The following is a 17,016-nucleotide window of genomic DNA, read 5'->3' as shown; positions in this document are numbered from 1 at the left end:
TCAAGAATGTGTTATGTCTGTCAATCCTTACAAAAAAAGCAGACTGACATGAGTCTGCTTTTCTACCCAATCAACGCCATGATCCCTTGATACCCGAAATAAGCGCCGAAACCAAGTAAAGATAAGCCTGCAAGCACGGATAAGCCATGTAAGACACGTTCACTTAAATAGCGCCTAAACGAACTAGCAAGCAGCGCCATGCTGAAATCCCAGATCAACATGCCGATAAAAATAGCCAAGCTGTACATCAGCATTTGAGATGCCCCATACTTTTCGATCGTATTGGCCAAAATACTGCCGTAGATACCAAGCCAAAATAAAATACTGAGCGGATTGGAAAGAGAAATGAAAAACCCCGTCATAAATGACTGACCCATCGAAGTGTTTCCAACATCCTTTTTCGGGCTCTCCTGCAAATTGATTTTACGTAGGCTCTCAATGCCGGTATAGGTCAAAACAAAAAAGCCGAATAGCCACAAAAAGGTTTTCACAAGAGGTGCGGTCAAAAGCTGGGCGACACCAAAATAAATGAGGAGCATATAGACAATATCCGCAGCCATTGCCCCCACACCAAAAATCCACGCGTGCCAAAATCCACTTTTAATCCCTCTGTCGATTTGAGCTGCATTGACTGGCCCAACAGGCGCTGAAAGTGACAACCCTAAAAAGATATAACCAAAAAACACCGCCACATAGACGTCCTCCTTTTGATGCTGACTTGTACATATTATTCAAACGTTCTATGGTTTAGTACAAGTCCTTTTTCATCTTTTCAGGTGGATTCAAGGAGACATTGGATATTGCTTAACGATCGGCTTTCAGCGTTGATTGTTGCGGCAGGACCGTTTCCTTTTTCGTAGCACGTTTCATTTGAATCGCAGCTGCAAACAGAAGAACAGCTAAGAAGGCGAAAACAAAGACGGCACTTGCTGCTCCTGCCCATTCAAGACTAAAGCCGATCAAGAAGGACAAGCAGGCTCCGCCTAAACTTGCGGCTGCAATAAAGTAACTCGTCGCCTCGTCGATCGCATTTTCAATCATTAATGCAGATGCAGTCAGTGCGATTGGGAACATACCAGCTGCACACAGACCGATGAAAAAGATGAGAAGCAGCTGCGCGGCGATGTGGGTTGTCAGGGCAAATACAACGAGCAGCAGAATCATGAGTGCTGCGCTTAGCTTTAAAAAACGCAGCGGGTGCAACTTATCAGCTTTTCTCGCAATGACAGTTCTGCCAATGACGATCGCTGTCCAAAAGGTAGAGACTGCAAAGAGACCCCAATTGTCTCCCCCCTTCTCCAGCATGATCGACGGCAAAAAGTTCGCAAAGTTCGTTTCAATCCCTGCGTAGAAAAAGGCAAAGCAAATCATGATCACCACAATGATTCGATTGTTTCGATCAACAAGTAAGGACGGTTTTCTTACCTCATTGGAAGGAGCAGTCATCTGTCCACTAGGCAATTTGTTCATGAAGGCAAGCCAGAGCATAAGGAAGAATGTCAGTGCACCGACTTGAAATAAAAACACATAGTGCCACGTCTGTTCATTGACAGTTAGTAAAATCACAAGCGGAAATAACAGTGCTCCTAACCCAAAGAAGACCTCCATGATGCTGATTCGCTTCGCACTGTTTGCCATCGAAATCACATACGCTCCGGCTGTTGTCTCAAGACTGCCTGCCCCGCTCCCAAGAAAAAAACCTGCCAGCACAAGTGTTGACCAGCCAGGAACCAAAAGCCCAAGCAGAAGTGACCCGATCATCAGCAAAAGACCCATGGTCAGAACAGCGCCGTAGCCTTTTTTCCTCACAAGGATGGGGGATAAAAGAACCCCTGTCAAAAAACCAATAAACTGAAAAAAGATTAAAGAAGATAATTCCCCAGGACCCTTATCGTAACTAGACAGTAAATAAGGAGTTAAGCTGCCAAAAAACACATGAATGGTCCCAATAAAAAAATAAAAGACACAGCCAAAATAAAATACTTTTTTCATCTTTTCACTTCCTCTAAAAAGGAGCGGAGTTTTGACATCCTCCGCTCCACCTCTTTAATATGTCTGGGCAGACTCGACAGCCTCTTCCCTCTCGAAGCACGTATTAAGCGCTGCTTGTGCGCGATACCCGTCTACAAAATCAGCGACTTTCATATGAGATGGATATGGATCTGTATTCACCCAGTGCATCAGCTGATCACGGAACGTATCAGACCATCCGTAAAATTCGTTTGGCGGATCTGTCAGCAAGGTTTGCGGCATTTGATGACGCTCCACACACAAGCCATCACTGATCTCGTATTCGTTTTTCATGTTCGTATGGTATTTGAATACCTTGTCATGACCAACGACTTCAACACTAAATCCGCATTCCTCAGGCTGCGTGCTTTTGGATGTGACCAAGTGAAAGAACACTTGATTCTCCATCTGACCGAAAATTTCGGTATGATCATCCACCTGCACCTTTTTCTCTTCTTTTTCCTTTACATGTGTCAGCATCTTCGTATTAAGTGATTCTTTCTTCATGTCACTGCCAAATAAGTACCACAGCATATCAATTAAATGAATACCAAGATCTCCTAAAGCGCCGCTCGTGCGCAGACTCTCACCGCTGTCTCTCCATGAAAATGTCTTTCTTCTGAGGGCACTGTTTTTCTTAAAATGAGTCCTGACAGTCAAAATGCGGCCTAATTCACCATTGGCAATCAAGTTCTTCAAAATATTCACAAAGGATAAGTAACGATAGTTAAAGCCCATACTGGCTTGAACCTGGAACTGTTTGGCTGTCTCCACCATTTCCTCCGCTTCCTTCAGCGACACAGCCATCGGCTTTTCACATAAAATGGGCTGTCCTGCTCTTAGTGCCTGAAGGGCATGGTCTTTGTGACAAAAATTAGGGGAGGCAATGATCAACCCATCAGATGCATCTGCTAAAGTTTCGATACTTGAATACACGCGTCCGCCATACTGTTTAATGAATCCCTGTGCAACTGATTCATGTAAATCATAGACACCGGATAACTCTGCACCTTTGATCGTTGATAATGCTCTTGCATGTGCTTTTGCAATATTCCCTGCTCCAACAATTCCAATTTTCTTCATGAATGTGCCTCCTCATGTTTATACATCACTGTTTTCAGTGTTTCATAGATTCCTTTTGCATACCCATGATGACAAATTTGATGATGGTGCCGCTTGGCTTCGGCCGTCGCATTTTGGACGAGAAAACCATGCGTGACGGATTGAAGCATCCGCAAATCGTTCCCACTATCTCCAAAGGCAAAGCCTTGATCTTTCGATAAATCATATTGGTTCAGCATAAAGCGGACAATTTCATCCTTCCCTGTGCCGACTGGTAAAAAATCGACATCATAGCAGTCAGCAGGGTCTCCTGCGAGCGGATTGCATTTGTTGATGTTGACCGCCACCCCGCGCTCTTTGGCAAGTGTTTGGATGAATGATAGATGATGAAGATCTGTCCGTTCATCCTGCTCCTGATAATAGAAATTCTTCTTATACCCTGAGCTGCCCAGCTGCGTTTGCGGTCTGAGATGAATTCCCTTTTCACGTATGGTTTCGAGGATGTCTTCAATTTTTTCATCTGAGAAGCCCTTTGCATCCAGCCGCTTCATCCACTCCGCATCTGGCTGTCCAAAACGAGCATCCGATGTATACACAATCTCAGTCCCTAAGTTCGACGCAATAAAATGCGGGAATTGATAAAAACCGCCTGTTTCCATTTTACTTGTGACAGAATCGAGGCTACTTCCCGTGACCCAGCCAAGCATGAGCTGTCCTGCTTCACTCTTTTCTGCCACAAAGGCTTCCAGCCGCTTGACATCCTCTCTCTGCTCCTCTGTCATTTCGTGAGAATAATAGGTTTCATCAAAGTCACAGAAGACGATCCACTTCGGATTATCCGGCTGATTCAGCAGCTTTTTATTGAATGGAAGACTTGATAACATGATGAACCCCCTCGATGACCTTCTCCTGATCTTGCAGCGGCATGCCTGGATACAATGGCAAGTGAAGTAATTCCTGTGCTGCTTTTTCCGTTTGTGGAAGTGTCGTTTGTTTATACTTTTGAGAAACAAGATTTGTTTGATGCTGATGCGATAGAATCGGGTAATAAACATCTGTTTCTATGCCCATTTTCAGCAATTTTGCTGCAAGCTCATCTCGCTCTCCCTTCAGCACTCTAATTGGGAACAGATGCCAGACGTGGTCATCCGTTAGCTTCGGAAGCTTCAAGTATCCTTCTTCCTCAAGCGTTTGCAGCTGGTCAATGTATCGCTTTGCTAAGTAGAAACGTTTAAAGTTTTGTAATCCTAAATACTTCATGCGTTCGAGTCCGATCGCTGCCTGCAAATTATCAATTTTCGAATTAAAGCCGTAGTCACTGCGTTTGACATTTTTCTTTCCTACTTCAAAGCCGTGATAGCTGATCTCCATGCATTTCTCCGCTAAGGCTTCATCATTTGTTGCAATGGCTCCTGCCTTGCCGCAGACACCAAGATTTTTGTATGGATTAAAGCTGAGAACAAGCCCATCTCCATATGCTCCAAGGCCAGTGCTGCCGATCGCTTGACAGCCATCTTCAATGATTTTTAGCCCATGCTTTTTTGCAATCGCCGAAATGGCCTTCATATCCGCTTGTTTTCCATATAAATGAACCGGAAGAATGCATGCCGTTTGATCTGTGATATGCTTCTCTATTTCACTCGGTGCCAAGCAGTAAGTATCTGGATCAATATCGGCATAGACTGGAACAGCACCAATCGCAAGCACTGCATTTTCTGTTGCAGCAAAGCTATTCGCTGGCAAAATGACCTCATCTCCTGGAGTGACGCCTGCTGATATAAGGCTGATCATTAGGGCATCTGTTCCACTTGACGTGGCAATGACATATTTCTTCCCTAAGTACTCAGCGAGCTGCTTTTCAAACGCCGGGATATATGGCCCTGAAGTAAAACGGCCAGAACTCAATACTTCTTTCAGCACCTGCATAATATCATCGATTTCATCCTCTGAAATCAGTTTATCAACTGGCAGAAACGGTATCTTTTTTTCCTTATTTTGTTTATAATGGAAGAGAATTTTTTCCAAACTTGTGCGCTCTTTATCTTGCTCGAGGAACGTCACCAGCTTTTCATTTGCTAGGTGCTTCTCAACTGAATCAGACTTTACTTGAACACCTTGATTGATCATATCCAGCAAAGGAAGATAATCCTTGCTTTTACCTGATATCTTCGTCAATATTTGCATTCCATTCCCTCCAATTAATCAATTCCATTTGTTAATATTTAACTTGTTTCACATTGTAAATGATGTTATCGATTTCAGAACAATAACTTTGTGTAAAGGATTTGTTAATATGTGTACAATTTATGAAATTGCCAAACGCTGCGGGGTTTCAACCACCACCGTTTCCAGAGTGCTGAATCATCATCCATATGTGTCAGAGGAAAAGCGCCAGCTCATTTTACAGGTGATGAAAGAAATGGAATATACACCGAGTTCAGCGGCTCGCACCCTTCGTTCACATCAGACAAAAACCATTGCTGTGTCTGTCCCGGCTGTGGACCATCCTTTTTTTGCACAATTCATTAAAGGAATTTCAAAAGAAGCACTGGATCAAGGCTATAAAGCCATCGTGCTTCAGACGTTTTATCAGGAATCATTAGAGCTTGAAGGGCTTCAATTATTAAAAAGAAGAGAAGTAGATGGGGTCATATTAGGGGCATTAGAAAATCCGTGGGAAAAGATCGAGCCATTTTTAACGAACGGCCCTATTGTCATGGCGAATGAATATCATCAAACAGCAGACATCCCGATTATTGGATACGATGAGCGGGAAGCTGCCTATAAAGCAGTTGACTACTTGATTCAGTCGGGGCGGAAATCGATCGGGTTTTGCTTTGATACAGAAAGCAGTGAAGCACAGAAACAAAGGAAACAGGGCTATCTCGATGCTCTTTCTGCACACGGCTTGCCGCTGCATGACGATTGGCTGTTCGGCGAGGCCTTCACCATTGAAGACGGTTTTCGCTTAATGGATGTCATCCATGACATGAAGAATGCACCTGATGCCATTTTCACCGGTAATGATCAAGTCGCAGCAGGACTCATTAAACAGGCCATTTCATATGGTTATCAAATTCCTCAGGATCTAGCGGTGATTGGCTATGACAATCAAGACATTTGCGAGGTGACGGCTCCAACGATCACCACAATCGACATCCCGATCGTAGAGCTTGGCCAGCGGTCTGTGCAGCAAATAATCGAGATCCTGCAAGACCAAAAACCATTACAGCGTGAACATATCCAGCTGCCTACCCGGCTCGTGACAAGGGAATCGACATAAACAAAAAAGACTAAGAGCTGTCTCAGTCTTTTTTGGTGACAAAGGGCTAAAATGATCTTTATTTTAGCCCTTTGTTTTCCTTTTTTCAGCGTGATAGAAAACCTTTGCAGTCTAGGAAGGACGAGCAACGGAGCGGAGCGAATTTGACATTCGTGAGCACCGGAGCACAGGCCTGACAAAGAATGCGAAGATTTGTCTACACGCTGTGACTGAGAGCTGTCTCAGTCTTTTTTTAAACCTATATAAATTGAGCAAGAATGAATGTCCATACACACACTATGCCGAGCAGGATGAAGCTGTACTTCACAGTCTTTTGGAAGAGCTCAGATTCTTTACCTGTTTCTCCAACTGCTGCTGTAGCAATGGCGATAGATTGTGGAGAAATTAATTTCGCCATGACCCCGCCTGTTGTATTTGCTCCGATTAACAAACCTGCTTGAGAGCCGATTTGAGAAGCAGTAACCGCTTGAAGGTTACCGAATAAGGCGTTGTTACTCACGACAGATCCTGTAATAAACACCCCGATCCAGCCAAGCACTGGGCTGACAAGCGGGAACAAATCGCCTGTTTTGGCAAGTGCAAGCCCAATGGCTGAACTTAGTCCAGCGAAGTTCGCCAAGTTGGCAAAGCCCATGACAAAACAAATAGTGAGAACTGGTACCCAAAGCTCTTTCACTGATGCTTTTAAGCAGGCAGCGCCTTCTGTTAATGTAATATGTCTGCTAAACAAACCTGTCAGCATCACCGCAATCAGAATGGCAGTACCCGTTGCACTGATCACATCAATTTTAAAGATCGCATCAATAGGTGTTGCTGTTTGTGCAATTGGTGGTAATTTTACAATTTGCTGATGCAAAAATGGCATTTTTACTAAAATGGTTGTCCAGTTGAACGGGCCTCCTACAGCAAACAATGCTTTAAATGCTGGCAGACTCCATACCGTAATCACGGCAGTTAAAATATAGAATGGAGACCATGCTTTCAGCACTTCAACGCCGCGATACGTTTGTTTCTGTTCAATGTCTGGTGCCCCTTCTTCACGATAAATATGTTTCGGCTGCCATTTTCGAAGAAATAAAGCCAAAATCCCCATACTTGCTAAAGCTGAAATAATATTGGCAAGCTCAGGACCCATTGTCACCATTGTGACAGCTTGCAAAATGGCATAGCTTCCACTCACAACAAGCAAGGCAGGGAGCGTTTCTTTAATCCCTTTGAATCCGTCCACAATGAGAATGAGTAGGAACGGAATACAGAATGAAATAAACGGAATCGTAAACACAAGGGTTTGAGATAATGCAAGCGGCGTCATATTGCCCATTTGCGCCCCTGTAATGACTGGGATACCCACAGCACCAAATGCGCCAGACGCAGCATTGGCAATTAAGCAGAGCATCGCAGCTTTCAGCGGTTTAAACCCAAGCTCTGTTAAGAGAGCGGCACTAATCGCAATCGGTACACCAAACCCAGCGGCTCCCTCTAAAAATGCGTTAAAACTAAAACCAATTAATAAGAGCTGAAGACGTTGATCTTGAGAGATTCCTGCAATACTAGAACGAATAACATCGAATTTACCAGATTTCACAGCAATTTTATAGAGCCACACCGCCATGATGACGATATATCCAATCGGCCACAGCCCATTAGATATACCGAGCAGCACAGCAGATAATGCTTTTTCAATTGGCATATGAAAGAAGAAAACCGCTGTTACAAAACTGACGATTAAGGTAAAACAAGCGGCTAAAACACCTTTTAACTTAAATACGGTTAATGCAAGTAGGAAAAACAAAATTGGAAGCATTGCTACCAATGCACTCACGAACTCATTACCAAACGGATTATATATTTGCTGCCACATAGTGATTCATCCTTTTCTGCTCAGATAGGTTGCTTTTGATTAAAAATGAGGAGCCAAAATCTCTTTTAACACATTCACACTGTGCGCGAATTGTTCTTTTTCTGTATCATTCAGTGCAAGCTCTATCACTTCTGTTGCGCCATTTCGATTCACAAGGGCAGGTACACCAATGTAGACATCTTCTGCTCCGTACTCTCCATCTAAGTAAGTGCTGACAGTCAAAATACTGTTTTCATTGTGCAGAATCGCTCTTGTTATGCGGGCCAAACTCATCGCTACGCCGTAGTAAGTAGCGCCTTTTTTCTCAATGATTTGATAAGCGGCATGACGGACATTTTCCATCATCTCATCTAAATCTTCTTGTTTGTATTGATCATTTTTCTTCATTAATTCTGTAATCGGTACACTTCCGATATTCGCATGACTCCAAACAGCAAGCTCTGTATCCCCATGCTCTCCAATGATGTACGCATGCACATTGTGTGCCGCTGCGTCAAAGTACTCACTAAGCATGTATCTAAATCTTGCAGTATCAAGTGTAGTTCCACTGCCGATCACTCGTTCTTTTGGCAGTCCACTGAATTTCCAAGTCGCATATGTTAAAATATCAACAGGGTTTGTGGCGACTAAGAAAATACCATCGAATCCACTTTCCATCACATTGTCTACAATGCCTTTAAATATATTTAAGTTTTTTTCAACAAGGTCAAGTCTCGTTTCACCTGGCTTTTGGTTCGCTCCAGCACAGATACACACAATGTCCGCATCCTTACAATCCTCATAATCTCCATACCATGTGTTCACCGGATGCGGAGCAAATGCTTTCCCGTGGTTTAAATCCATGACGTCACCCATTGCTTTATCTTGATTCAAATCGATGACAACCAATTCATCTGTGATCACTTGATTTATTAATGTAAAGGCATAACTGCTACCTACAAAACCTGCTCCAATAAGTGCTACTTTGTTTACTTTTTCGTTTGTCATTTATCTCATCCTCCTGAGTAAAACTAGGTTGTTTTCTGTTTGTGAAGTATTTCACATTCTTATTGTGCAACACTTCACAAACTTTTGCAAGGGTGTTTCTGAAAAAAAATATGTAGCGAATTTGTGAACACACTTATTGTGCTTTCAAAGCGCTGTCTCCATGCATATTTCCACAAGAAAAAAGCTGCCAAGCCATTGTCAGCAGCTTTATACATGTTAATAAGGTCCCCAATTGATCATCACGCCGATGCAAATAAAGACAAGGCCAATGACAAACCAAATGAGCGCAAGCGGCACCATAAAACGAAGCCACTTCACATAAGGAATACCACTTGCAGCGAGCACAGCCATGAGCACACCTGACGTCGGATTGATACAGTTAACCACCCCTTCGCCAAGCATCACCGCTTCTACAGCGACCTGTCTTGTGATGCCCATTAAGTCAGCCAGCGGCGCAAGAATTGGAATAAAGACAACCGCTTCTCCTGATCCTGATGAAATCAAAAAGTGAAGAAGTGCACTCGCAATATACATCCCGATCGCACCAGCAATTGGACTAAATCCTGTCAGCATACTCGCCAAGCCATTAACCACAGTATCAAGCAGCTTACCGTTTTCCAAAATGACAGAAATGCAGCGTGCCATTCCAACAATGAGTGCGCCGTAAACAAGACTTTGACAGCCGATGATAAACGTTTTCGCAATATCATTGGCTGCTAATCCGCCAAGCAATCCAGCAGCAATGGCCATGAAAATGAAGACTCCTGCCATTTCCTTATCGGTCCAGCCAAGCTGAAGCGCGCCATATAAGAAGCCCCCAAGAGACAATCCACACACTGCTAAAATCAGCTTATGCCTGCCCGTAAATGCAGGCTTGTCCACAGATTCTGCATCAGATCCGCCAAGTCCCTTCGCAGGAAACCATTCATCTCCAAGAAGACTTCCCTTCTCTTTATTCTTTAGGCGTCTTGTATATAAATAGATGTACACAATACTAGATATAAGAAAACAAAGATAAATAATGACACGCAGGCCAATGCCAGAAAAAATCGGCAGCTCTGCAATCGTCTGAGATAACCCCAGTGGAGATGGAGACAATATGGTTGCGTTAAACCCGGCATAACAGCCGATATAAATGACCGCAGCTCCTGCCACAGCATCCCATTTCAAGGATCTTGCCACAATGATCCCGATTGGAATAAATCCTATAACAGAGTTCACGACAATTCCGGTCGTTCCAAGCACTGAAAATAATCCTCCAACAATGCAAATAAACAATAATTGCTTTGTTTGAAATCTGCTGATGACATGGTGAATCATTCCGTTAATGGCACCTGTTTTCTCCAAAATGGCTATGGTTCCACCAGTAAATAGAATGAGAAAAATAATAGAAGAAGACCCTACCATCCCTTCCTGAATGGCTGTAAAAAAGCCCACTGGACTTACGGGTGATTGATCAATGCGGTGATAGCTGCCAGGAACAGCTGTTGTAATTTCCCCTGACGTCTTTCGGTCAAATTCACCTGCTGGCACAAAATACGTTGCAACGGTACAAATGAGCGCAATGATAAATAAGAGAACATACGCATCCGGCATTTGAAGTTTTCTTTTTTGTTTCTCTGGTGGTAATACTGCTGCTGTTTTCATGTGTCAAAACCCCTTTGTCCCGATTGGAATTTCACTTAATTTTCTGAATAATCAAATGATGTGTTATATTATAAACACTGATGATATTTAAGATCAATATTATTTCACTAAAAGAATATTTTGACAGATTTTCTGTCAGCAAGGAGGCTATTCATGACAACTTTGACAAACGACATGCAGCAAACGGTGAAAGACATCTTTGATCACCTGCACGCCCACCCTGAAATCAGCTGGGAAGAAACGAATACGACGGCTTATCTTGAGGACTTATTAAAGAAAATGGGCTGTCAAACTCGAACATTTGACGACTGTACAGGAGTGATCGGTGAAATGGGAGAAGGTTCACCAGTGGTCGCTGTGAGAGCCGATATTGATGCACTTTGGCAGGAAGTAGATGGTGAGTTTCAAGCCAATCATTCATGTGGTCACGATGCACACATGACAATGGCTCTCGGCACCTTCATGGCATTAAAAGAAAAGGAGCTCCCAAACGGCACCATCCGGTTCATTTTTCAGCCTGCTGAGGAAAAAGGCGGCGGTGCGCTGAAAATGATTGAAAAAGGTGTGCTAGCAGACGTTGATTACTTATACGGAGTGCATGTGCGCCCAATTCAAGAAACATTAAACGGACGCTGCGCACCTGCGATCTTACATGGATCGAGTAATCATTACATCGGCACAATTATTGGTGAGGAAGCCCACGGTGCACGCCCGCATCTAGGGGTCAACGTCATTGAAGTGGCTTCTACCCTCGTGCAAAGACTCGCGCATATTCATGTCGACCCAAGAGTTTCACATTCTGTGAAAATGACCAACCTACATGCTGGCGGAGGTAGTTCAAACATCATCCCCGGCAAAGCTTCTTTTACATTAGATGTCAGAGCACAAACAAATGAAGTGATGGATGAACTAGAAAAAGAAATTGAAAGAGCCGTACATGCTGTAGCGGATGCCTTTGGCGCTTCCATTACCCTTTCAACAGATCATCGTCTGCCTGCCGCTACCTTAAATGAGGAAGCCGTTCAGATGATGTCTCAAGCCATTGAAAAGATTTTAGGGAAAGAACAGCTTGATCCTCCGATCGTAACGACAGGCGGAGAGGATTTTCACTTTTATGCAGCGAAGGTTCCGCATATCAAATCCACGATGCTTGGTTTAGGCTGTGATCTAAAGCCCGGTCTACATCATCCGTATATGACATTCGACCGCTCTGCTATTTTTACCGGCATTGAAATTTTGACTGAAGCTGTTTATCAAACCCTTCAGCAGCATTCATCATAAAATCAAAAAACCACCCGTTTTTTCTTTAAACGGGTGGTCTGATTGTTTTATGCATTCAAATCTGTCATGGCTGGGACGTTGATTTCTTTAACACAGGATACCCTTGATAAATGAATCACACATCTCGCAAGCTCTACTATATCCTGTACAGGAATTCTCGTTTCATCATATAGAGCGATGGCTTTTTCGGCACCATCTTCATATGGTACCTCTGCCGCCAGCTCTCCTGGATTAATACAGGTGACAGATATTTTATCTTTTCTCACATGCTCTCTTAGTGCATTCACAATTCCGCGCAGGCCAAATTTAGATGCAACAAAAGAAACTTGCGGTAGGTTTGTATGATCAAGTCCCGCCGTTGAACCAATCACGATGATTTTTCCATTCTCCGATTTTCCTACGTGCGGAAGCAGTGCTTGGATGTAAGTAATCGTAGACGTGACGTTCACATTGATTAAATGAGCGATATCCTCTGGCTGATCGTGATCAAATGAATAATCATCTTCAAAGCCTCGTTTTTCCCATAAGCCGACGTTATAGATCAGGACATCAATGGTTTTATCCCCCAATGCTTCGATCATGTATGGGATATGAGATTGGCTTGATAAATCAATTTTCAGCCAAATTCTATGTACACCGTCATCTAATTTCAAACTGCTCGGTTCACTTCGAGACACAATCCAAACTGTATCTCCGCTTGAAGGAAGACCTTTAACAAAAGCATCCCCTAATCCTTGACTTGCACCGAATATGATATAGTTTTTACTCATAGCTCCTCCTTCTACGTCTCGTGAGCTTTCAGTCAGACAGTAGCTCATCTGTAAGCGTTTTATACCTCTATCATATAGGTTCTAAGATTTGGCTGCCTCTTTTATGCCTGTCTTTACTTTCGGTTACTTGATTTCCTTTAATTCCACTGGTAATGCGCGTTCCTCTATAAAGCATTGAACCATATCCATAAACAGTTCTTTCTTCTCAAACGTAAATGTATGTCCAATAGCGGGAACGACCACACCTGCTGCCTGCGGATGTGAATTCGTTATTTTCTTTGCTGACCGTTTCATGATGCCTTTTTCCTTTTCCCCCACTGTGACAAGAATTCGTGCCTTCGCTTGTTGAAACGTGTCTGGGAGCTTGTAATGGAGATTTTCTTGAAACATCGTCAGAAGGGTTTTCTTCTGCAAATTCTTCGAATCCGCCACATAGTGATTGAGTACATCGTTTGGAAGCCCCATTTTTTCAGCTTGGAGCTCGATAAACCAATCTTTCTTTAATAATGGATACGTAAGAGGTAAAAGAGGTCTCACCATCAAGTAAAGCCATGGCAGCGGCATTACAAGAGCACTATTGATGACGGCTATGTCTACGATGTCAGGCTCTTTTGATAACACCTCAACGGCAACCTGTGCACCTAGAGAGAAGCCAACGAGTATTACTTTATGTCCGTGCGCATGCTGCTTGATCCATGAGATGACTTCAAGAGCACTTTCTCGCATGGAAAAGGACTGTTCATCTGCTCTAGTCCCGTGACCAATGAGGTCAGGCGTATAGCATTCATACGCTTCTTTGAATGTTTTTATCTGCTCCTGCCACATCCAGCTACTTACTCCTCCGCCATGCAGGAAAATCATGATTGGCTTAACCATCATCGACAACTCGTCCACCTTCCTTATATATAAGAAAAAAGCAGCCGCTTTTTGAGCAGACTGCTTTTTCATATGCTCCCTTCTATTATAAGGGAACCTCATCATAATTGGCTATTTTTTCAAATCCTCAATCGAGTTGACGTTCTTCATATATGTCGGAACAACTAGACCCATGCGAAGACCTTTCATACTTGTGCCTAGATCATCATATTTCCCTTTAAACTTCGCTGCATACGTTTTATGCGTATTTGGCAGCCAAGCAGATAACGAGGCATCCGCACTTCCAGTTGCAATTGCTGTCCACATTGGACCTGCTTCCACCTGAGTCAAGGTCACTTTAAATCCGAGCTCACGCAGTACTTCTGCAGCAACATTGGTACTTGCAATCTCACTATCCCACGCAACGTAGGCAAGATTGACTTTGTCACCATTCGACTTTTTCACGCCTTTTGTCCATTTCGCTACTTGGTCTTTATGTTTCTTCACATATTTAACGGCGGCATCCTTTGGATTGATACCATCTTGGATATCCATCATGACTTCGCCCATGTCATCTTGAGACCATTTAAACTGACCAAGCATTTTGGCTGCATCCGGCTGATCCTTTGCAAACCCTTTACGTGAAATCGTATGAATCTCTTCCGCTTCACCGTAAGATTTCTTTGGGTCCTCTAAATATTTTAAATCATATCGAGAAAACATCCAGTGTGGATTCCAGCCAGTGATGATGATTGGCTTTTTACGGTCGTAAGATTTCTTGAGCGTTGCAGTCATGGCTGCACTTGATGCAGACACAACCGTCCAATCCTCTAAGCCGTAATCCTTTTTCGCTTGATCCGTTAGCGCCATAATTCCTGAACCGGGATCAATGCCGATAATGGTTTTATTCACCTGCTGTGCTGCACTCGCATTTGAATCTGACTTTGCGCCACAAGCGGCTAGTAAAAAGACAAGCAGGGCGGTCATCCCAATGTAGAGAGACTTTTTCCACATTAAGCATTCCCCCTGGTTTTTTTCGTTTTAATGTTTTGTGTAATACGGTCAAGTGTAATTGCCACAATGACAATGGCAATACCTGCTTCAAATCCAATTCCTGTTTTCAGCTGCGTTACCGCACTATATACTTCTGAACCAAGTCCTGGTGCACCTACCATTGCCGCAATGACGACCATTGATAGAGCAAGCATGATACTTTGGTTAATACCAGCTAGGATGGTTTTTGTTGCAAGTGGAAGCTGAACTTTGAACAAACGCTGGAATGTCGTTGAACCAAATGCTTCTGTTGCTTCAATTAAATCAGCTGGTACTTGTTTAATACCGAGAATCGTCATACGAATCGTTGGCGGCATAGAGAAAATAACCGATGCCACAACTCCAGGCACAACGCCAATGTTAAAGAAAAAGATGGCTGGTAATAGATAAACGAATGCAGGCATTGTCTGCATTAAATCTAAAATCGGTGTCACAATTTTACGCACAGTTTCCTTCTGTGATGCCCAAATACCGATCGGAACCCCGATTACGATGGAAATGACCACAGCTGTCAAAACGAGCGCAAGGGTTTGAAGCATTGGATGCCAGTAGCCTAAATAGTCAATCAGCAAGAATCCAATAAGTGTGAAAAGAGCAATTCCTCTTGTACTGATCCACCAAGCAATGCCGGCAAAAATAAGGGTTAAAATAATGGATGGAATCACACCAAGTACTGCCACAATTCCATTTACTGTACCGGCTAATCCATTTGTGATGCCATCAAAGAAACCGCCAAACGTTAATGTTAACCAGTCAACAAATTGATCGATGTAATCCGCGAACGGAATTCTAGGTAAATCACTCATACTAAACATCTTATTCTACCTCCTGTGCAGAAGGCTCTTGTGTTTTAATTTCCTCAAGCTTGTTAGAAGACATGTTGATATACTCATCATTACCTGATAACGCACCAATTAATGCACCTCTGACCACAATACCCTTCATTCTGTTTTTCTCATCGACAACGGCAATTGGAATGTTTGCCGCATCAGACACTGCATCAAAGATTTCTGTCAAATACGTAGATTCCAATACTGTCGTGAATTCTTTATCAAGAACAGTTTCAAGCGATGCTCCCATTTCTGCCGCCTTTTTCGCCGCTTGTGCAGAAATAACACCTAATAAATGCTTTTTCTTATCAACTGCATAGATTGACGAAATTCCAAGGTTTTTCATGAGCGTGAGCGCAACACGTGCCCCTTTGTCGAGCTGGACTGTTTCTGCACGTTTCATAATATGACCAGCGGTTAATACTTTAGAAAGGTCGACATCTTCAACGAAACGTTCAACATATTCATTCGATGGGTTCATCAAAATTTCTTCTGGTGTTCCGATTTGGACGATATTCCCGTCCTTCATGAGCACAATGCGGTCGCCAATCCGAAGCGCCTCATCTAAATCATGGGTAATGAAAATGATCGTTTTTCCTACAGATGTGTGAAGCTCAAGCAATTCATCCTGCATGTCTTTACGAATTAATGGATCGAGTGCGCTGAATGCTTCATCCATTAATAAGATGTCAGGGTCATTTGCTAATGCACGTGCCAATCCAACACGCTGCTGCATCCCACCACTTAATTGGTTTGGATATTGCTCTTCAAAGCCTTCAAGTCCAACAAGCTTTAAAGATTCAAGCGCTTTTGAGTGGCGCTCTTCTTTGTCTACACCTTGTAATTCAAGACCATACTCTGTGTTCTCAAGAATGGTGCGGTGCGGGAACAATGCGAAGTTTTGGAAGACCATGCTGATCTTTTTCCGTCTGACTTCACGCAATTGATCCTTTGACATATTTGTTATCATATCCCCATCAATATATATTTCGCCGGAGGTTGGTTCGATTAACCTATTTAGCAGCCGCACAAGTGTGGACTTTCCGCTCCCTGATAGCCCCATGATGACAAATATCTCGCCGTCATACACATCAAAATTTGCTCGATTGACACCAACTGTTGCGCCGGTCTCTTTTAGGATCTCTCTTTTTGTTTTTCCTTTTTCAAGCATTTGAGTTGCTTTTTTAGCATTTTTACCGAAAATTTTAGATACATTATTTATCTTGATTTTGATATTTCTCTCTTCAGAATTCATATTTTCCCTCCAAATTAGCATCTTTATAACCGTAACATAAGCGTTATGATGCGAACAATCTTTAGAATTCGCTTATTTCCGCACAATATGTATGAATTCCATATAAGAGGTCTGGTGATTAG

General features: G+C 43.1%; 15 protein-coding genes. 2 read left to right on the top strand and 13 right to left on the bottom strand.

Going from position 1 to position 17,016, the window contains the following annotated elements:
• Positions 1-62: 62 nt before the first annotated feature.
• From MHH41_RS01765 to MHH41_RS01745, 5 genes are all read right to left on the bottom strand, one after another.
• Positions 63-692 carry a LysE family translocator gene (locus MHH41_RS01765; protein ID WP_003217164.1) on the bottom strand — a complete coding sequence of 210 codons (630 nt, stop codon included), beginning with the start codon at positions 690-692 and terminating at the stop codon, positions 63-65.
• A 112-nt stretch (positions 693-804) separates the two neighbouring features.
• Positions 805-1,992: an MFS transporter gene (locus MHH41_RS01760; protein WP_340865473.1), complete on the bottom strand. Its 1,188-nt coding sequence runs from the start codon at positions 1,990-1,992 to the stop codon at positions 805-807.
• A gap of 54 nt (positions 1,993-2,046) precedes the next feature.
• On the bottom strand, positions 2,047-3,093 hold the full coding sequence (locus MHH41_RS01755; protein WP_050943283.1) for a Gfo/Idh/MocA family protein: 1,047 nt from the start codon (positions 3,091-3,093) through the stop codon (positions 2,047-2,049).
• Positions 3,090-3,956 (bottom strand): HAD-IIB family hydrolase, encoded by an 867-nt coding sequence (locus MHH41_RS01750; RefSeq protein WP_226804619.1) that lies wholly within the window; start codon positions 3,954-3,956, stop codon positions 3,090-3,092. Before MHH41_RS01750 ends, MHH41_RS01755 begins: the two co-directional genes overlap by 4 nt.
• Entirely contained in the window at positions 3,931-5,256 is a 1,326-nt protein-coding gene (locus tag MHH41_RS01745) for a DegT/DnrJ/EryC1/StrS family aminotransferase (RefSeq protein WP_340865471.1), read from the bottom strand. The genes MHH41_RS01750 and MHH41_RS01745 overlap by 26 nt, the downstream gene beginning before the upstream one ends.
• Positions 5,257-5,365: 109 nt before the next feature.
• Between MHH41_RS01745 and MHH41_RS01740 the strand changes: the two genes are divergently transcribed.
• Positions 5,366-6,355 carry a LacI family DNA-binding transcriptional regulator gene (locus MHH41_RS01740; RefSeq protein ID WP_137055227.1) on the top strand — a complete coding sequence of 330 codons (990 nt, stop codon included), beginning with the start codon at positions 5,366-5,368 and terminating at the stop codon, positions 6,353-6,355.
• A 238-nt stretch (positions 6,356-6,593) separates the two neighbouring features.
• Here the strand turns inward: MHH41_RS01740 and MHH41_RS01735 are convergent, their stop codons facing one another.
• From MHH41_RS01735 to MHH41_RS01725, 3 genes are all read right to left on the bottom strand, one after another.
• Positions 6,594-8,216, bottom strand: coding sequence for an L-lactate permease (locus MHH41_RS01735; RefSeq protein ID WP_003216990.1), 1,623 nt, complete (start codon positions 8,214-8,216; stop codon positions 6,594-6,596).
• A gap of 39 nt (positions 8,217-8,255) precedes the next feature.
• On the bottom strand, positions 8,256-9,203 hold the full coding sequence (locus MHH41_RS01730; protein ID WP_251191164.1) for an L-lactate dehydrogenase: 948 nt from the start codon (positions 9,201-9,203) through the stop codon (positions 8,256-8,258).
• A gap of 216 nt (positions 9,204-9,419) precedes the next feature.
• The gene (locus MHH41_RS01725; protein WP_003217247.1) at positions 9,420-10,850 is read right to left on the bottom strand and encodes a YfcC family protein; all 1,431 of its coding nucleotides are present in this window, start codon (positions 10,848-10,850) and stop codon (positions 9,420-9,422) included.
• Positions 10,851-11,003: 153 nt separating this feature from the next.
• Between MHH41_RS01725 and MHH41_RS01720 the strand changes: the two genes are divergently transcribed.
• Positions 11,004-12,131, top strand: coding sequence for a M20 peptidase aminoacylase family protein (locus MHH41_RS01720; RefSeq protein WP_050943291.1), 1,128 nt, complete (start codon positions 11,004-11,006; stop codon positions 12,129-12,131).
• Between the two features lie 47 nt (positions 12,132-12,178).
• Here MHH41_RS01720 and MHH41_RS01715 read toward each other — a convergent pair whose 3' ends face one another.
• The 5 genes from MHH41_RS01715 to opuAA all read right to left on the bottom strand — a co-directional run bounded on the left by MHH41_RS01715 (position 12,179) and on the right by opuAA (position 16,894).
• Positions 12,179-12,901 carry an SDR family NAD(P)-dependent oxidoreductase gene (locus MHH41_RS01715; protein WP_340865467.1) on the bottom strand — a complete coding sequence of 241 codons (723 nt, stop codon included), beginning with the start codon at positions 12,899-12,901 and terminating at the stop codon, positions 12,179-12,181.
• Between the two features lie 123 nt (positions 12,902-13,024).
• On the bottom strand, positions 13,025-13,849 hold the full coding sequence (locus MHH41_RS01710) for an alpha/beta fold hydrolase (protein ID WP_003217161.1): 825 nt from the start codon (positions 13,847-13,849) through the stop codon (positions 13,025-13,027).
• A 39-nt stretch (positions 13,850-13,888) separates the two neighbouring features.
• Positions 13,889-14,770, bottom strand: coding sequence for a glycine betaine ABC transporter substrate-binding protein (locus MHH41_RS01705; RefSeq protein ID WP_003217117.1), 882 nt, complete (start codon positions 14,768-14,770; stop codon positions 13,889-13,891).
• A complete protein-coding gene (opuAB, locus tag MHH41_RS01700; RefSeq protein WP_034620780.1) occupies positions 14,770-15,615 on the bottom strand; it encodes a glycine/proline betaine ABC transporter permease subunit OpuAB in 846 nt (281 codons plus the stop codon). The genes MHH41_RS01705 and opuAB overlap by 1 nt, the downstream gene beginning before the upstream one ends.
• Positions 15,616-15,625: 10 nt before the next feature.
• The gene (gene opuAA / locus MHH41_RS01695) at positions 15,626-16,894 is read right to left on the bottom strand and encodes a glycine/proline betaine ABC transporter ATP-binding protein OpuAA (RefSeq protein ID WP_003216978.1); all 1,269 of its coding nucleotides are present in this window, start codon (positions 16,892-16,894) and stop codon (positions 15,626-15,628) included.
• Positions 16,895-17,016: the final 122 nt, after the last annotated feature.

Origin of the sequence: Bacillus sp. FSL K6-1145, assembly GCF_038003425.1 — a bacterium.
Taxonomy (GTDB): Bacteria; Bacillota; Bacilli; order Bacillales; family Bacillaceae; genus Bacillus; species Bacillus pumilus.
This window is presented reverse-complemented; position numbering and strand designations above follow the sequence as displayed.